This window comes from Aeromonas sp. S5(2024) (genome assembly GCF_041403025.1).
Lineage (GTDB): Bacteria > Pseudomonadota > Gammaproteobacteria > Enterobacterales > Aeromonadaceae > Aeromonas > Aeromonas hydrophila.
The window spans coordinates 43,159-60,203 of record NZ_JBGLRI010000014.1; the positions used below are offsets into that span (position 1 = coordinate 43,159).

The following is a 17,045-nucleotide window of genomic DNA, read 5'->3' on the forward strand; positions in this document are numbered from 1 at the left end:
AACGGAACGGAGTGGACAGATGCAGTTCGAATATTCCAACCTGATCCGAACCTTTTCCTCCTAATAACAACGGAGAGCACAGATGCAGCTCGAAATTAGCCGTGAGGCCCTGTTACGTCCTCTGCAACTGGTGTCCGGTGCCCTCGGTGGCCGGCCGACCCTGCCAATCCTCGGCAACGTGCTGCTGGATGTGAGCAACGGTCTGCTGTCACTGACCGGGACTGACCTCGAAGTGGAGATGATCGGTCAGGTCTATCTCAACAGCGACAGTCAGGATGGCCGCACCACAGTGCCGGCGCGCAAGCTGCTGGACATCTGCCGCGGTCTGCCGGAGGGGGCGGACATTCGCCTCAATACCGAAGGCGAGCGTCTGATCATCCGTTCCGGCCGCTCCCGCTTTAACCTGTCGACCCTGCCGGCCACCGAATACCCGAACATCGAGGATTGGGAATCCGTGCTCGAGTTCGACATCGGCCAGCTGGAGCTTAAAAAGCTCATCGATGCCACCCAGTTCTCCATGGCCAGCCAGGACGTGCGTTACTACCTGAACGGCATGCTGTTCGAGAGCGAGGGCCACGGCCTGCGTACCGTGGCGACCGACGGTCACCGGCTGGCGACCTGCCGCCGCGAGGTGGTAACGGAATCGCTGCCCGATCATCAGGTCATCCTGCCACGCAAGGGCGTGCTGGAACTGGTGCGCCTGCTGGAAGCGGAAGACAAGCCGGTGCGGCTGCAGATCGGCCGCAGCAACCTGCGTGCCGCCCTTGATGGCTTCATCTTTACCTCCAAGCTGGTGGATGGTCGCTTCCCGGACTGGCGCCGCGTCATTCCGCGCAACAGCGACAAGGCCCTGATCGCCGGTCGTGAGGATCTGCGCCAGGCCTTTGCCCGTGCCGCCATCCTCTCCAACGAGAAATTCCGTGGGGTGCGTCTCAATCTGCAGGAAAACCTGCTGCGCATCACCGCCAACAACCCGGAACAGGAAGAAGCCGAAGAGCTGCTTGACGTACAATACGAAGCCGGCGAGATGGAGATTGGTTTCAACGTCTCTTATGTGCTGGACGTGCTGAATACGTTAAAATGTGACCAAATCCGGATCAGCCTGAGCGATTCCATCAGCAGCGCCATTATTGAGGATTTTGACAGTCAGGATGCTCAGTACGTGGTAATGCCGATGCGGATCTAGTCGTGTCCCTGGTCAAACTCCAGCTCAGCGACTTTCGCAATATCCAGCAGGCCAGTCTCGCGCTGTCGCCCGGCCTCAATATCCTGGTCGGGTGCAATGGCAGCGGCAAGACCAGCGTGCTGGAAGCCATTCACTACCTCGGTCTCGGTCGCTCCTTTCGTACTCACCTGACCGGGCGGGTCATCCGCCAGGGGGAGAGGGCGTTTACCCTGTTCGCCCAGTGCGAACTGGAAGGGCGCCAGGTGCCCATCGGCCTCGCCAAGGACAAGAGTGGCGAGACCCAGCTCAAGATCGCCGGTGCCCAGGCCCAGCGCCTGGCCGAGCTGGCCGAATTGCTGCCGGTGCAGTTGATCCATCCAGATGGCTTCAATCTGCTGACCGGTGGGCCGCAGGCTCGTCGGGCCTGGCTAGACTGGGGTGTTTTTCATCAGGAGCCGACCTTCTTCTCCCTGTGGGGGCGAGTGCGTCGGCTGCTGAAACAGCGCAATGCGCTGTTGCGTCAGAGCAGCCAGTATCGCCAGCTGGCGTACTGGGATCAGGAATTGGTACGGCTGGGTGGTGAATTGGCCGAGTTTCGCGCCAGTTATTGTCAGGCCATTACGCCCCTGATCAAGGAGATGACGGCGGATTTTTTGCCGGAATTCGATATCAACCTTGGATTCTATCGAGGCTGGGAAAAAGATACCCCGCTCAATGAATTGCTGGAGGCGGGGTTTGAGCGGGATCGGGCGCTGGGTTACACAGGAGTAGGCCCACAGAAGGCCGATGTGCGACTCAAGGCGAACGGCGTCCCCGCTCAGGATATTTTGTCCAGGGGTCAGTTGAAGTTGCTGGTCTGTGCCATGCGACTGGCCCAAGGGCTCTATTTGAATCAACATAGCAGCCGTGGCTGTATTTTTTTAATTGATGATTTTGCCTCTGAACTGGATGTCGACAAGCGCCGGTTGCTGGCCGCAAGGCTGAAGCAGTGTGCGTCCCAGGTATTCATTACCGCCATCGACACCGGTCAGCTCGCAGACATGATGGATGCGAATGACTGCAAGTTGTTCCACGTGGAACAAGGCAAGATCTCCGAAACGTTAGAGAAGGCAGAGAGTAAGCTATGAGTGAAAATACTTACGACTCCTCGAATATCAAGGTACTGAAGGGCCTGGATGCGGTCCGCAAGCGCCCGGGGATGTATATCGGCGATACGGATGATGGCTCGGGTCTGCACCACATGGTGTTCGAGGTCGTCGACAACTCCATTGACGAGGCTCTGGCCGGCTACTGCTCCGATATTCAGGTCAAGATCCATTCCGACGGTTCCGTCTCCGTCCGTGACAACGGTCGTGGTATTCCAGTCGACATCCATCCGGAAGAGGGTCGCTCCGCTGCCGAAGTCATCATGACCGTGCTGCACGCGGGCGGCAAGTTTGACGACAACTCCTACAAGGTTTCCGGTGGTCTGCACGGCGTCGGCGTCTCCGTGGTAAACGCCCTCTCTGACAAGCTGCTGCTGACCATCCGTCGCAACGGCCATGTCTACGAGCAGACCTATCACCTGGGTGAGCCGCAGGCACCGCTCAAGCAGATTGGCGACAGCACCGGCACTGGGACCGAAGTCCGCTTCTGGCCGAGCCCGACCATCTTCAGCGATACCCTGTTCCACTACGAGATCCTGGCCAAGCGTCTGCGCGAGCTCTCCTTCCTCAACTCCGGCGTCTCCATCCGCCTGCTAGATGAGCGTGACGGCCGCGAGGCGCACTTCTGCTACGAAGGCGGCATCAAGGCGTTCGTTGAATACCTGAACCAGAACAAAACCCCGATCCATCCGAAAGTGTTCCACTTCACCACCGAGCAGGACGGCATCGGTGTCGAAGTGGCGATGCAGTGGAACGACGCCTACCAGGAAGGGGTTTACTGCTTCACCAACAACATTCCGCAGCGCGATGGTGGTACCCACCTGGTGGGCTTCCGTACCGCGCTAACCCGTACTCTGAACTCCTACATGGACAAAGAGGACTACAGCAAGAAGGCCAAGTCTGCCGCCAGTGGCGACGACGTGCGTGAAGGTCTGATTGCCGTTATCTCCGTCAAGGTGCCTGACCCTAAGTTCTCCTCCCAGACCAAGGACAAGCTGGTCTCTTCCGAAGTGAAGACCGCCGTCGAACAGGCGATGGGTGAGAAGCTGGCCGACTTCCTGCTGGAAAACCCGGGCGATGCCAAGATCGTGGTCAACAAGATCATCGATGCGGCCCGTGCCCGCGAAGCGGCCCGCAAGGCCCGCGAACTGACCCGCCGCAAAGGCGCGCTGGATATCGCCGGTCTGCCCGGCAAGCTGGCTGACTGTCAGGAAAAAGACCCGGCTCTCTCCGAACTCTACATAGTGGAAGGGGACTCTGCTGGCGGTTCCGCCAAGCAGGGTCGCAACCGGAAAAACCAGGCCATCCTGCCGCTCAAGGGCAAGATCCTGAACGTGGAGAAGGCCCGTTTCGACAAGATGATCTCCTCCCAGGAGGTGGGCACCCTGATCACCGCACTGGGTTGCGGTATCGGTCGTGACGAGTACAACCCGGACAAGCTGCGTTATCACAACATCATCATCATGACCGATGCGGACGTCGATGGTGCGCACATCCGTACCCTGCTGCTGACCTTCTTCTATCGTCAGATGCCGGAAATCATCGAGCGTGGCTACGTCTACATCGCCCAGCCGCCGCTCTACAAGGTGAAGAAGGGCAAGCAGGAGCAGTATCTGAAAGACGAAGATGCGCTGCTGCAGTACCAGACCGCCATGGCGCTGGACGGTGCAACCCTGCACGTCAACGAGTCTGCCCCGGCCATCGGTGGCGAGGCGCTGGAGCGTCTGGTCAACCAGCATCGCTCGGTGACTCACCTGATCACCCGTATGTCCCGCCGCGCGCCGGAAGCCGTACTGACCCAGCTGATCTATCAGCCGGAGCTGAACGAAGCGCTGCTGAGCAGCGAGAGCGATCTGCTGGCCTGGTGCCAGAGCATGGAAGCCGTGCTCAACGAGAGCAACCACGGCATCCAGTACCAGATGCAGGTACGCCACGACGAAGAGCGCCGTCTGTTCGTGCCGCACGCCGTGGTACGCCAGCACGGGGTCGACCGCGAATACCCGCTCAGCTACGACTTCCTGCAATCCTCCGAGTACCGTCAGCTGGTCTCGCTGGGCAAGGAGATCGCCAACCTGATCGAGGAAGGTGGTTACATCAAGCGTGGCGAGAAGGTGAAGCCGGTCGCCAGCTTCGTTGAAGCGGTCGAGTGGCTGATGGGCGAAGGCAAGCGTGGCATCTACATCCAGCGCTATAAAGGGCTGGGCGAGATGAACCCGGACCAGCTGTGGGAAACCACCATGGATCCGGAAGCCCGTCGCATGCTGCGCGTCACCATCGACGACGCCGTCGGTGCCGACCAGCTCTTCTCCACCCTGATGGGTGATGCGGTTGAGCCGCGTCGTGACTTCATCGAGACCAACGCCCTGCGCGTGGCCAACCTCGACGTCTAATTCGACGCTGTCAGCTCGATATAAAAAAGCCGCTCCCTGTGAGCGGCTTTTTGTTTTTCTGGCGAAGGAGGTGGCACGTTCCACGTGAAACATGGGGCCCTCTTGATGGTGCCAGCTCAGCCCAGTTCGGGGGCCGGGCAGTAGAGGCGCAGACGATGGCCATCCGGATCGAGCGCCATGCAGGTGTAGCCAAACTCCATCCGGGTCGGTGCCTGGATCAGGGTGAGCCCACGCGCCTGCCACTCGGCAGACTGTCTATCGACCGCGGCATCATCGGGGAAGGCGAAGGCCAGCTCCATGGCCCCGGCCGTTTGGGTCACGGCGGGCTCGACCGTGGCGCTGGACCAGAGTGCCAGTCTGGCGCCCGATTCGAACACGAACATGGCAAAGGTGGGGGACTCCTCCACCGGTGGGCGTCCGAACAGCTTGCGATAGAAAAGCGCGCTGCGGGCCGGGTTGGCAACATAGAGGATGGTGAACTGGGGGATTAACATGGTGATGCTCCTTGCTGATGAGATGACGCATCGGCGCCGACCCCGTCAGCATGGCGCTGCCTGCTGTCAGTTTCTGTCAGCAATGAATCTGGGCTGCGGGATCTGCTGGCTGTCCCGCCACTCCTTGAGCAGCTGCTCCCGGCTGCCCGGATAAGACTCCGCCTCCAGACGCATCGCACTGATCCTGTCCACCCGAAAGTGGCGAAAGTCCTGGCGCAGCTCGCACCAGGCCACCAGTACCCGCACCTGGTCGAAGTAGCCGAGGGCACAGGGCCAGACGGTGCGCTCTGAACTCTCCTCCTTAAGATCCCGATAGCTCAGGCTCACCTTGCGCTGCTGGCGGATGGCGCTGCGCAGTGGAGCCTCATCGACGGGGCTGTCACCGCGAGAGGTGCCGATCAGCAGTGCATTGGCATGCAGCTGTTGGCGATAGTCGGCGGGTAGCACGGCCTCTATCTTGGCCAGCGCGCTGCTGGCGGCGGTACTGAGGGCATGGTCGGCATGGGCCGCCACCCAGCGTGAGCCCAGCACCAGCGCATCCAGCTCCTCTTCGCTGAACATCAGCGGCGGCAGCATGAAGCCGGGGCGCAGCACATAGCCGATGCCCGCTTCCCCCTCGATGTGGGCGCCCTGTGCCTGCAGGGTAGCGATATCCCGATAGAGGGTGCGCAGGCTGATGCCAAGCTGGCTGGCCAGCTCGCTGCCGGTGATGGCGTAGCGGTGGCCGCGCAGCAGCTGGAGCAGGGCCAGCAGGCGTTCTGAACGGGACATGATGTGGCTCCTCAAGATCTCCGCTCAGGGTGCCATGTTGTGACTGGGGGAGAAAGTTGAATGTGGCAAAGGCCTGCCACGGGCGGCGAGAAGATTTTTCGATCAGGGCCCTTGAAAGCCGAAAGCGGGCCCCTATATAGATAACAAGGCCGGAACGCTCGACAGAGGTTTCGACTAGGCGCCCGTCCATCAGGAGGGCAAACAATCAGTTATCGCTCAAAAGAGGATAATACTATGCGTTCTATCGACTTTTCTCCGCTCTATCGTTCTGCCATCGGTTTCGATCGTCTGGCCAATCTCATCGAATCTGCGGCCAGCAATGGCAATGCCGGTTATCCCCCCTACAACATCGAGCAGCTGGGTGACAGCGACTACCGCATCAGCATGGCGGTGGCGGGCTTTACCCAGGAAGAGCTGGAGCTGAGCTTCCAGGAAAATCTGCTGACGGTGAAGGGCAACAAGCAGGCCGATACCGAGCGCAACTACCTCTACCAAGGCATAGCCGAACGCGGTTTCGAGCGTCGCTTCCAGCTGGCTGACTATGTGCGGGTGAAGGGCGCCGATCTGAAAAACGGTCTGCTGCACATCGACCTGGTGCGCGAAGTGCCCGAGGCGATGAAGCCCCGCAAGATCGAGATCAACGGCTGATAGCCTGACCTCATTGAATTGATGACGTTTCCCGGGTGCCGATGACGGGCCCGTGGAGAAGTAAAACCTGTTGCTTATAGAAGGATAGGATTATGCGTAACCTCGATTTTTCTCATCTCTATTCCAACGCCGTCGGCTTCGAGCGGATGGCCCGTGAGCTGGAAGGCCTGTTCGAGCAGAAGACCGCCGCTTACCCCCCGTACAACATCGAAAAGCGCGATCACGACGGCTATCGCATCACGGTTGCCGTGGCCGGCTTCGAGCGCGAAGAACTGGAGCTGGAGACCGAAAACGGCACCCTCAAGGTGAAGGGGCGCAAGGCCGCCGCCGATGAACGCCAGTTCCTCCATCAGGGGATCGCCGAGCGCGACTTCGAGCTCGCCTTCAAGCTGAGCCAGCATGTGGAAGTGCAGGGCGCCAAGCTGGAGCATGGGTTGCTGACCATCGATCTGGCGCGTGAGCTGCCAGAGGCGCTCAAGCCTCGTGCCATCCCGATCGGCAAGCCCGAGCAGCTGGCACTGCCCGGTTAAGCCAACCGGCGCGCGATAAGCAAGAGAGGCCTGCATGTGCAGGCCTCTCTGTTTTTGTATCGCCGAACTGGGCTTAGCCGGTGTAGAGGGCGTTGATCTCGTCGGCCAGGATGGCGATGCCGCGCCGTACCAGCTCCTCGCTCTGGGAGTAGTTGAGGCGGATACACTCCTGGCTGTGGCGCCACTCGGGGTCGTCGATGCCGGGGAAGAAGTAGTGGCCCGGCACGATCAGCAGGTTCTTCGCCTTCAGTCGCTCGTACAGATCCTGACAGTGGATCGGCAGGCCCTCGAACCAGAGCCAGAGGAAGAGGGCGCCTTCCGGCTTGTGGATGTGGAAGCGCGGGTCGGGGATCGCCTCGCGCAGCAGTTGCACAGCCAGCTCCGCCTTCTGCTGATAGAAGGGTTTCACCACCTGCTCGCTGAGGGCGATGATCTCGCCGCTCTCGATCATCGGAATGGTGATGGCGGGCCCCAGACTGCCCGGTGCCAGATTGATGATGCCGCTCAGGTTGGTGATGGCCTGAATGATCTTCTCGTCGGCGATGACGATGCCGCAGCGAGTGCCCGGCAGGCCGAGCTTGGAGAGGCTCATGCAGAGGATGGTATTGGCGTTCCAGAACGGCTTGGCCTCGCTGAAGATGATGCCCGGGAAGGGGACGCCGTAGGCGTTGTCGATCAGCAGTGGAATGCCCTTGTCGCGGGCAATCTGATCGAGGTGTTCGATCTCTTCGTCGGTCAGCACGTTGCCGGTGGGGTTGGTGGGGCGGGAGACGCAGATCACCCCGATGTCGTCACCCACCTGCAGGCTCTCGAAGTCCACGTGGTACTTGAACTGGCCGTCGGCCAGCTTCTCTATGGTGGGCTTGTAGGCCACGAAGTAGTCGTCCGCCAGTGCCGAGTCGGCATAGCCGATGTACTCGGGGGCGAGCGGGAACAGCACCTTCTTCTTGCGGCCATCGGCAAATTCGCCCGCCAGCAGGTTGAACAGATAGAAGAAGGCGTTCTGGCTGCCGTTGGTCAGGGCGATGTTGCGGGCAGAGATGTCCCAGCCCAGCTCTTTGCTGAGCAGGGCCGCCAGCGCCTTGGTGAACCTGTCCTTGCCCTGGGGGCCATCGTAGTTGGCCATCGCCTTCACCAGCTCACCGTTGTCGAGCAGGCTCTTGGCCTCTGCCTGGAAGCGTTCCAGCATGGCGGGGATGGGGGCCGGGTTGCCGCCACCCAGCATGATGGCGTCCGGATTGGTCAGCCCCTGATTAAGGTCATCCATGAGTTGGGTAATACCGGCATGGCGAGTGAACTTCTCGCCGAACAAGGAAAATTCCATTCGGTGACAGATCCAGAGTCAGTTACGGGGGAGCTAGCACCATAGCTCAGTTTAAAAGCGGGTGTCGATCAAAAAAATGGGATGTTCCACGTGGAACAGCAGACAAAAATTAAGCGTGGTGAAAATGACCACTTGTTGGTTCAATCCTGAATACAGGGTGTTTTCCAACTGGCGCCAGTTTCCATCTGAAAATTATTAATTTAAACAAAATCATGTCGTTATAGATGTGGCACAACAATTGGAATAGCTATCTGGTCATCTCAACCACACCGGAGCACACCAGATGAAAATCCTGATCGCAACCTTGATTGCCAGCAGCCTGAGCCTGAACGTCATGGCCGACGAGTACCCCAGACCCGAACTGGACAGCGCCAAGCTGGCGCAGGAGATAGCTGCCCAGCAGCAGCAGGCCTCCCATGCGGTGGTGGAGGGGGCGATCCACAACCTCAAGCCGCTGGCACTGGAGACCCTGGTGGTGGAGGCGAGCTCGGCCGATGCGACTCACCCCGAGAGCTGAGATAGCGCAGCGGGGTCTGCCCCGTGTGCTGTCTGAAGAAGCTGATGAAGGCGCTGTCGCTGGCGAACTCCAGCGTTGCCGCCACCCGGCTGATGGGTTCGGCCTCGGCCAGCAGCTCCAGCGCCCGCAACAGTCGCCACTGCTGGCGCCAGGCCTGGTAGCTCATGCCGGTCTCCCGCATGAAGATGCGGCCTATGGTCTTGTCACTGGCACCCACCCGTTCGGCCAGCCGGTTGAGCCGATCGGGCAGGGTGTCGCCCCGCTTCACTTCCTGCAGCCAGCCGGCCAGACGCGAGTCTGACGGCAGCGGCAACTGCCAGGATTCCCGCGGCGCTTGCGCCAGCTCCTCCTGCAACAGCGCCAGCGTGCAATGCTGCTCCGCAGCCGGTTTGTCCCACGGCCAGATCGCCATCCGCTCGATGATCTCCCGCAGCAGCGGGTTGACCGCCAACACCGCCATCTCGGTCGGCAAGCCGGGCTCTGGCTGGAAGTAGAGGGAGCGATACGCCACCACCCCGCGCATCAGCACCCGATGGGGCAGGCCTGCCGGCAGCCAGGCTGCCCGCGTCGGCGGCAGCAGGCAGACCTGATCGTCCAGCTCTATGGTCATGCAGCCGGCTTGGGCGAACAGCAGCTGATGGCGCCTGTGCTGATGACGGCCGGAGTCGTGCCAGCCGAGGGCGGAGGCGATCCCGATGGCGCTGCCGTCGTGCCGATCCGGGTCAAAAGGGTGATCGGGAAGAATAAAGGCCATGTGTCCGATTATTGATGTTTATAGTCCTGCTTATTGTAATCGGACAATCTGCGTCACTCTAGAATAACGGCCTCTTGTGAAGGAGGTTTGTCATGAACAACAAGTTGCCACCGCTTTGGCTGGTGGTCGGATTGATGATGTTTCCGCAGATAGTGGAGACCATCTACAGCCCGGTGCTGACCCATATCGCCAGCCAGTTTCGGGTGAGCGAGGGGCAGGCATCCCAGACCCTGTCGGTCTATTTTCTGGCGTTTGCGGCGGGCGTGGTCTGCTGGGGCCGACTGTGCGATCTGGTCGGGCGGCGTCCCGCCATGCTGGCGGGGCTGATGACCTATGGCGCCGGCACTCTGCTGGCTTTGCTGGCCACTCAATTTGAAACCCTGCTGCTGGCCCGGGTCATCGCGGCCTTCGGCGCCGCCGTGGGCTCCGTGGTGACCCAGACCATGCTGCGCGACAGCTATCAGGGCAGCGATCTGGCGCGGGTCTTTTCGGTGATGGGTATCGCGCTCTCCCTCAGTCCGGTGCTGGGGCTGGTGAGCGGCGGCCAGCTGGCGAGCGGGTTCGGCTATCTCGGGGTATTCAGCGCCCTGTTGGTGTTGGCCGCCGGATTGCTGCTGGTCACTTGCTGGCAACTGCCGGAAACCCGGCCGGCCATCACCCAGCGGGTCGCACTCTGGCCGCTGGCACAACGGATGGCGCGTGATACAGCCTTGTGGCGCAACGCGGCACTGGTGGCGCTGTTCAACACCATGCTGTTTGGCTACTACAGCCTGGCTCCCTTCCTGTTTGCCGGACTGGGGTTGAGTGCGGGTGAGTTTGGTTACTCCGGTATCTTGCTGGCGCTGGCGACCCTGGGGGGCAGCCTGCTCAACAAGCGCCTGCTGGGGCGTGGCTGGTCGCCAGCCTCGCTGATCCGGCTCGCTGCCGCGTTGGCGCTGGGGTCCGGCTGGCTGGTGTGGGCCAGTCAGACTTCGCTCTGGTTTCTGCTGCCCATGATGGGGGTGGTGGTGGCGTTCGGGCTGGCGATCCCCAATGTGCTGAGCCAGGCGCTGCTGGCTTATCGGGAGGTGGCAGGCAGTGCCGGTGCCCTGTTCGGACTCGGTTACTACCTGTTGCTCAGCCTGGGGTTGGCGGTTGCCGCCAGCTTGCAGGATCTCGGTCTGCTGCTCGGTGGTTGCGGTCTGCTGGCCCTCTGCTGCGGTTGGCGTCGTTCCACGTGAAACATCAGCTGCCGATAAAACGGTAGCCGATGCCGGATTCGGTCTCGATCAGCGTGGGTTGCTGGGGGTTATCTCCCAGCTTCTTGCGCAGGCTGGCGATGACGATGCGCAGGTAGTGGGTGTCTTCCTTGTGGCTCGGCCCCCAGATGTCGTTGAGCAGCTGGGTCTGCAGCACCAGCTTGCCGGGGTGGCACACCAGGGCCTGCAGCAGGGCGAACTCCTTGCGGGAGAGGGGCACCTCTTCTTCCCCCAGGGTGACCCTGTGGCTGCTGCTGTCCAGGGTCAGCCCGCACTGGGGGAAGTGGCGCTGCTCACCGCTGCTGACCCCGGCCCGCTGGCGCAGCAGCACTCGAATGCGGGCCATCATCTCGCCGATGCCGAACGGCTTGCTCATGTAGTCGTTGGCCCCGGCATCCAGCAAGCGTACCTTCTCCTGTTCAGAATCTCGCGCCGACAGCACCAGTACCGGGTGTTGATGGTGCTCGCGAATGGCCTGCAACACCTGAATGCCGTCTCCGTCCGGCAGGCCCAGATCCAGGATCACCAGATCGGGATTGAGGTGGCGATACTGCGCCAGCCCCTCGTTGACGCCGACCGCCTCGCTCACCTGATGCCCCTCGGCGATCAGGCTGATCCGCAAAAAACGGCGGATGGCCGCCTCGTCGTCGATGACCAGTATGTGAGCCATTCAGCCTCCAGCTGGATAGAGTAAAAAGGTTCAGGCCGCGGCTGCATTGAGCGCCAGCGGCAGGGAGATGCGCATGCAGGTGCCATTGCCGTTGGGGCCGGAAAATGCCCAGATGCGGCCGCCGTGGGCCTCTATCATAGCGCGGGAAATGGCGAGGCCAAGCCCGGTGCCGCGGCTGCCGCAGTCTCCGACCGGCTGGGTATAGAACAGATTGAAGATCTTGTCCCGATCCGACTCGGCGATGCCGACCCCGATGTCGATGATGTCGAGGATGAGATCGGGGTCCGCCAGCATCACCTTGAACTCGATGGGGGTGCCGGCCGGCGAGTAGCGGGAGGCGTTGTCGAGGATGTTGACCAGCACCTGCTCGATCAGGGCGCCGTGCACATAGAGGCGGGGGATCTGCTGATCGAAGTGCACCAGCAGCTTGTGCTGGCGCCAGGAGGAGTCGAGTCGGCGGCGGGCGTTCTCCACCAGATCCGCCAGGTCGACCCAGTCCCGTTTCAGCTGGAAATCCGGCGAGCCGATGCGGGTCATGTCCAGCAGGTTTTGCACATAGCTGTGCAGGCGACGCGCCTCATCCTGCACCGAGTGCAGCAGCTCGCTGCGATCTTCGCTGCTGATCCGGTCACCATATTCCAGCAGGGTGCTGCCGGCCCCCATGATGGTGGCCAGCGGCGTCTTCAGATCGTGGGAGACCGAGGAGAGCAGGGCGGCGCGCATCCGGTCGGTCTCCGCCTGCAGCTGGCTGTCGGCCAGCCGTTCGTTGAGATCGATCCGCGCCAGCGCAGCGCGGATATCGGTGAGCAGGGCCTGCAGCTGATGCTCGGCCGAAGAGGCGAGCGGATTGGCCAGCACTATCCCCAGCACCAGTTCATCGCTGAGGTGGTGGTACTGGGCCTCGGCCGCGTTGAGGGTGGCGGTGTGGGCGCCGGCGCTCTGTTTCTGGGCCAGACACCAGTCGATGGCCGCCTTGTCGGTCTGCCCCGGCTTGTGCTGGGTCGAACCGGCCCTGTGCTGGTAGTGCTGATCGAGGGCGAACACCGGCTGGCCCAGCGCCAGCGAGATGGCCTGGGATCCCTGTCTGAGCACCTCTTCCGGGCTGCTGGCGGTGGCCAGCCCCTGGCTCAGCGACAGCAGGGCGTTGCCCAGTTGCTGGGTCTCGCGCAGGCCGATCAGCTGTTGGCGCTGACGGGAGGCGAGCCGCCCGGCCGTGATGCCGACGATCAGCAGCACGAACAGGGTGAGCAGATCGCTGTGGCTGGCCACGCTCAAAGAGAAGTAGGGGGCGGTGAACAGCAGATTGTGGCCGACGAAGCCCAACACGGCGGCCAGGATGGCGGGCATCAGGCTGGTGGTGAGCGCGGTGGCCAGCACCCCCAGCACGAACAGCATGGGCAGGGAGGCGGGCGGCAGCCAGTGGGAGAGGCCCCAGACGGCGGCCGAGGTGGTCCCCATGATGGCCACCGCCAGCAGGCTCTGGCGAATGTCCTTGGGGTGGAGCGGCTGCAAGCCCAGGCTGGGCTTGCGCTTCTCGGTATCCACCAGCGTGATCTCGAGTCCTTGCGCCTGCTTGAGCAGGTGTTGCACCAGCGAGCGACGCCAGGGGGCCTTGTGGGGTTTGCCCAGCAGCAGTTGCGACACCTGCTGCTGCTCGGCGGTCTCCAGCAGGGTGTCGGCTACCGCCGGACTGGAGAGGGTCAGCACCTTGGCCCCCAGCTGGGAAGCGAGCGCCAGCGCCTGTTCCAGCTCGACCGAGCGCTGCCCCTTGCTGTCGATGTGCACCACCAGCCAGGGCAGCTGGCGGCGCTGGGCGAAGCGGTGACCGTAGCGCACCAGGGCGGCGCCGTGCTGATCGGCGAGGCAGACCATCAGCTTGCCCCGCAGCGGCAGTGTGGTCTTGCCGGCGGCCTGCCACTGCAGTTGCAGATCCCCCTCCACGTGACTGGCGGCGGTCTGCATCGCCAGCTCGCGCAGGGCGGTGAGGTTGTTCAGAGAGAAGAAGGACTGCAGGGCTGCTTTTGCCTGGTGGGGCACATAGACCTTGCCCTCCTTGAGGCGGCCGAGCAGCTCCTTGGGGGGGAGGTCGATCAGCACCAGGCTGTCGGCCTCCAGCAGCACCTGATCCGGCAGGGTCTCCTTGACCCTGACCCCGGTCAGCTGCCACACCAGATCGTTGAGGCTCTCCAGGTGCTGCACGTTGAGGGTGGTGTAGACGTCGATGCCGGCACCCAGCAGCTCCTCCACATCCTGCCAGCGCTTCTCATGGCGGCTGCCGGGGGCGTTGCTGTGGGCCAGCTCGTCCACCACGGCGATGGCGGGCTTGCGGGCCAGCAGGCCGTCCAGATCCATCTCCTCCAGCCGCTGCTGGCGGTGCAGGTGCAGCTTGCGCGGCTGGATGGCGAGCTTGTCGAGCAGGGCCAGGGTCTCCTGGCGGCCATGGGTTTCCACCACCCCGATCAGGATGTCGACCCCCTCCTTGGCCTGCTCCCGCACCGCCTGCAGCATGGCGTAGGTCTTGCCGACGCCGGGGGCGGCACCGAGAAACACCTTCAGCTTGCCCCTGTGCTCCTGTTCCAGGCTCGCCAGCAGGGCGTCCGCCCTCACCTCATCACGCATCCCCGTGCTCCCGTTGCATCGGCCGAACTGCGGCCGTGACCTCATTGCTCATGCTTGTCCCCGTTGTCGAAAGGGAGCCTGTCCCGAACGGCAAGGAGCGCCCTCAGGCGCCCTTTTGATGATCGAGTTGCAGGTTCAACTGGAGAATGTTGACCACCTGCGGGCCAAGGATACCAGCTTGTGCCGCCGACTTGACCTGCTCCGTCAATTGAACGGGATCCAGCCCGCGTTGCCCGGCGACCCGCGCCACCTGGGCCAGCGCGGCAGCGAGTGGCAGATGGGGATCGAGGCCGGAGGCGGAGCGGGTCAGCAGGGCGGGGTCCCTGGCTTCCGGCTGAGCCCTGACCGCGGCGGCGGCAAACTCGGCCCGCAGCGGCGAGCTCATCCCCAGGTTGCTGGCGCCTCCGCCTATGGTGGCGAAGTCGCTGGCGGAGGGGCGGGAGTGGAAGTAGTCGGCCCGCTCGAACTTCTGTGCCAGCAGGGCGCTGCCGACCACCTGCTGCTTGGCGTTGGTGAGCAGGCTGCCGTTGGCCTGCCAGGGGAAGAGCAGCTGGGCCAGCCCGGTGACGGTCAGCGGATACGCCACCCCCAGCAGCAGGGTCAGGGTCAGCAGGGTTCTGATTGCTATCATGATTCTCTTGCTCCAAAAGATTGATGGGGTACAAGCCAGGCCTGCACCCCGCTATGTCGTTACACCAGGCCCAGGCCGGTGATGACTAGGTCGATCAGCTTGATACCTATGAACGGCACTATCAGGCCGCCGACGCCGTAGATCAGCAGGTTGCGGCGCAGCAGGCTGGCGGCCGAGCCCTGCAGGCTGACCCCGCGCAGGGCCAGCGGCACCAGCGCGACGATGATCAGGGCGTTGAAGATGATGGCCGACAGGATGGCGCTTTCCGGGCTGCCCAGTTGCATCAGGTTCAGCACCCCCAGCTGCGGATAGGCTGCGATGAACAGAGCCGGCAGGATGGCAAAGTACTTGGCTACGTCGTTGGCGATGGAGAAGGTGGTCAGGGCGCCACGGGTCACCAGCAGCTGCTTGCCCACCAGAACCACGTCCAGCAGCTTGGTGGGGTTGGAGTCGAGATCCACCAGGTTGCCCGCCTCCTTGGCGGCCTGGGTCCCCTCGTTCATGGCCAGGCCCACGTCGGCCTGGGCCAGCGCCGGTGCGTCGTTGGCGCCGTCTCCGCACATGGCGACCAGCCGGCCGTCGGCCTGCTCCTGACGGATGTAGGCCAGCTTCTTCTCCGGCGTTGCCTCGGCGATGAAGTCATCCACCCCGGCCTCGGCGGCGATGGCGGCGGCGGTCAGCGGGTTGTCACCGGTGATCATCACGGTGCGGATCCCCATGTGGCGCAGGATCTGGAAGCGCGCCTTGATGCCCGGCTTGATGATGTCCTTGAGGAACACCACCCCCAGCAGCTTCTCGTGGGTACAGACCAGCAGCGGGGTGCCGCCCTGGCGGGCGATGTTGTCCACCGATTTGAGGATGAGCTCGGGCACCGCCTTGCGATCGAGCGAGAGGTAGCGCAGCACCGCATCCACCGCCCCCTTGCGATAGTGATGGCCGTTGCGATCCAGCCCGCTCAGCCGGGTCTCGGCGCTGAAGGGGATGAGGATGTCGCTCTCCAGCTGGCTCGGTCTGGTGTGGCTCTTGCCCGCCAGGGTCAGGATGGATTTGCCCTCCGGCGTGTTGTCACCGAGCGAGGCCAGCATGGCGGCCTGGGCCAGCAAAGAAGGGTCCACGCCGGGGGCCGGGATCAGCTCGTCCGCCATCCGGTTGCCGAAGGTGATGGTACCGGTCTTGTCCAGCAGCAGGGTGCGCACGTCGCCGGCGGCTTCCACCGCCCGGCCCGACTTGGCGATCACGTTGAGCTTCACCAGCCGGTCCATGCCGGCGATGCCGATGGCGGAGAGCAGACCGCCGATGGTGGTCGGGATCAGGGTGATGAACAGCGCCAGCAGATAGAGCCGGGGCACCTGGGTGCCGTTGTAGTCGAGGAACCAGGGCAGGGTGGCCACCACCAGCAGGAAGATCAGGGTCAGCCCCACCAGCAGGGCGTCCAGCGCCATCTCGTTGGGGGTCTTCTGCCGCTTGGCCCCTTCCACCAGCGCAATCATGCGATCCAGCGTGCTTTCGCCCGGGTTGTTGCTGATGTGCACCCAGATCTGGTCGGAGACGACGGTAGTATTGCCGGTCACGCCGCTGCGGTCGGTGCCGGACTCGCGGATGACAGGGGCGGATTCGCCGGTGATGGCCGCCTCGTTGACCGAGGCGATGCCGGCGACCACTTCGCCGTCGGCCGGGATCATCTCGCCGCTGCGCACCAGCACCAGATCGCCCTTGAGCAGGCTGGTGGCCGGTACCCATTCGCCCTTGTCATCCTGCGGGCTGGTGACCCGACGTGCCTTGAGCTGGCTCATGCCGGCCTTCAGGCTGTCGGCCCGTGCCTTGCCACGCCCCTCGGCCAGGGTCTCGGCGAAGTTGGCAAACCAGAGGGTGAGCCAGAGCCAGGCAGTCAGCTGCCAGGCCAGCGATGGAGCGACGCCGGAGAGCGGCTGCCCCAGCAGCGACTCCAGGGTCGCCATCACGGCCGCCAGCCAGAGGGTGAACAGGATGGGGCTGCCAAACAGCGCCTTGGGGTTGAAGCGATAGAGGGCTTCCACCATGGCCTGCAGGATCTGTGATTTCTGTTTCTTGCCCTTCACCTGAATGGTGTCGGTGCTCATTGAAGCGGACTTGCTCATTGGAAAGCTCCCTGCATCGAATAGTTGGTCAC

At 62.9% G+C, this 17,045-nt stretch carries 15 protein-coding genes; 7 read left to right on the plus strand and 8 right to left on the minus strand.

Annotated elements, in window-relative coordinates:
- The first annotated feature begins 82 nt into the window (after positions 1–82).
- The 3 genes from dnaN to gyrB are packed head-to-tail and all read left to right on the plus strand — an operon-like array spanning position 83 to position 4,700.
- The gene (gene dnaN, locus ACB032_RS20590; protein WP_011704048.1) at positions 83–1,186 is read left to right on the plus strand and encodes a DNA polymerase III subunit beta; all 1,104 of its coding nucleotides are present in this window, start codon (positions 83–85) and stop codon (positions 1,184–1,186) included.
- A 2-nt stretch (positions 1,187–1,188) separates the two neighbouring features.
- A complete protein-coding gene (recF, locus tag ACB032_RS20595; protein ID WP_024946260.1) occupies positions 1,189–2,292 on the plus strand; it encodes a DNA replication/repair protein RecF in 1,104 nt (367 codons plus the stop codon).
- Positions 2,289–4,700, plus strand: a complete 2,412-nt coding sequence (gyrB, locus tag ACB032_RS20600; protein ID WP_016348869.1) for a DNA topoisomerase (ATP-hydrolyzing) subunit B — start codon at positions 2,289–2,291, stop codon at positions 4,698–4,700. The genes recF and gyrB overlap by 4 nt, the downstream gene beginning before the upstream one ends.
- Before the next feature lie 116 nt (positions 4,701–4,816).
- Here gyrB and ACB032_RS20605 read toward each other — a convergent pair whose 3' ends face one another.
- The gene (locus ACB032_RS20605; protein WP_371138655.1) at positions 4,817–5,194 is read right to left on the minus strand and encodes a VOC family protein; all 378 of its coding nucleotides are present in this window, start codon (positions 5,192–5,194) and stop codon (positions 4,817–4,819) included.
- A gap of 66 nt (positions 5,195–5,260) precedes the next feature.
- A complete protein-coding gene (locus ACB032_RS20610) occupies positions 5,261–5,965 on the minus strand; it encodes a helix-turn-helix transcriptional regulator (protein ID WP_371138656.1) in 705 nt (234 codons plus the stop codon).
- A 234-nt stretch (positions 5,966–6,199) separates the two neighbouring features.
- Here ACB032_RS20610 and ACB032_RS20615 point away from each other — a divergent pair, with 234 nt between their 5' ends.
- Together ACB032_RS20615 and ACB032_RS20620 are read left to right on the plus strand one after the other, a co-directional pair.
- Complete coding sequence (locus ACB032_RS20615) at positions 6,200–6,613, plus strand: Hsp20 family protein (protein ID WP_010635612.1); 414 nt, start codon at positions 6,200–6,202, stop codon at positions 6,611–6,613.
- A gap of 92 nt (positions 6,614–6,705) precedes the next feature.
- Positions 6,706–7,143: an Hsp20 family protein gene (locus tag ACB032_RS20620; protein ID WP_016348873.1), complete on the plus strand. Its 438-nt coding sequence runs from the start codon at positions 6,706–6,708 to the stop codon at positions 7,141–7,143.
- Positions 7,144–7,216: 73 nt separating this feature from the next.
- Here the strand turns inward: ACB032_RS20620 and ACB032_RS20625 are convergent, their stop codons facing one another.
- A complete protein-coding gene (locus ACB032_RS20625; RefSeq protein ID WP_371138657.1) occupies positions 7,217–8,467 on the minus strand; it encodes a valine--pyruvate transaminase in 1,251 nt (416 codons plus the stop codon).
- Between the two features lie 283 nt (positions 8,468–8,750).
- Here ACB032_RS20625 and ACB032_RS20630 point away from each other — a divergent pair, with 283 nt between their 5' ends.
- Positions 8,751–8,984: a hypothetical protein gene (locus ACB032_RS20630; protein ID WP_371138658.1), complete on the plus strand. Its 234-nt coding sequence runs from the start codon at positions 8,751–8,753 to the stop codon at positions 8,982–8,984.
- On the opposite strand, the gene ACB032_RS20635 is transcribed toward ACB032_RS20630, so the two are convergent.
- Positions 8,914–9,738: a helix-turn-helix transcriptional regulator gene (locus ACB032_RS20635; protein ID WP_371138659.1), complete on the minus strand. Its 825-nt coding sequence runs from the start codon at positions 9,736–9,738 to the stop codon at positions 8,914–8,916. The two genes, ACB032_RS20630 and ACB032_RS20635, sit on opposite strands and share 71 nt — an antisense overlap.
- Before the next feature lie 92 nt (positions 9,739–9,830).
- Between ACB032_RS20635 and ACB032_RS20640 the strand changes: the two genes are divergently transcribed.
- The gene (locus tag ACB032_RS20640) at positions 9,831–10,958 is read left to right on the plus strand and encodes a multidrug effflux MFS transporter (protein WP_371138660.1); all 1,128 of its coding nucleotides are present in this window, start codon (positions 9,831–9,833) and stop codon (positions 10,956–10,958) included.
- A gap of 4 nt (positions 10,959–10,962) precedes the next feature.
- Here the strand turns inward: ACB032_RS20640 and ACB032_RS20645 are convergent, their stop codons facing one another.
- The 4 genes from ACB032_RS20645 to kdpB form a co-directional block, all read right to left on the minus strand.
- The gene (locus ACB032_RS20645) at positions 10,963–11,646 is read right to left on the minus strand and encodes a response regulator (protein ID WP_011704058.1); all 684 of its coding nucleotides are present in this window, start codon (positions 11,644–11,646) and stop codon (positions 10,963–10,965) included.
- Positions 11,647–11,676: 30 nt separating this feature from the next.
- Positions 11,677–14,265 carry a DUF4118 domain-containing protein gene (locus ACB032_RS20650; protein WP_371138661.1) on the minus strand — a complete coding sequence of 863 codons (2,589 nt, stop codon included), beginning with the start codon at positions 14,263–14,265 and terminating at the stop codon, positions 11,677–11,679.
- Positions 14,266–14,368: 103 nt separating this feature from the next.
- Entirely contained in the window at positions 14,369–14,896 is a 528-nt protein-coding gene (locus ACB032_RS20655; RefSeq protein ID WP_371138662.1) for a potassium-transporting ATPase subunit C, read from the minus strand.
- A 59-nt stretch (positions 14,897–14,955) separates the two neighbouring features.
- The gene (kdpB, locus tag ACB032_RS20660; RefSeq protein ID WP_060390950.1) at positions 14,956–17,013 is read right to left on the minus strand and encodes a potassium-transporting ATPase subunit KdpB; all 2,058 of its coding nucleotides are present in this window, start codon (positions 17,011–17,013) and stop codon (positions 14,956–14,958) included.
- Positions 17,014–17,045 lie beyond the last annotated feature (32 nt).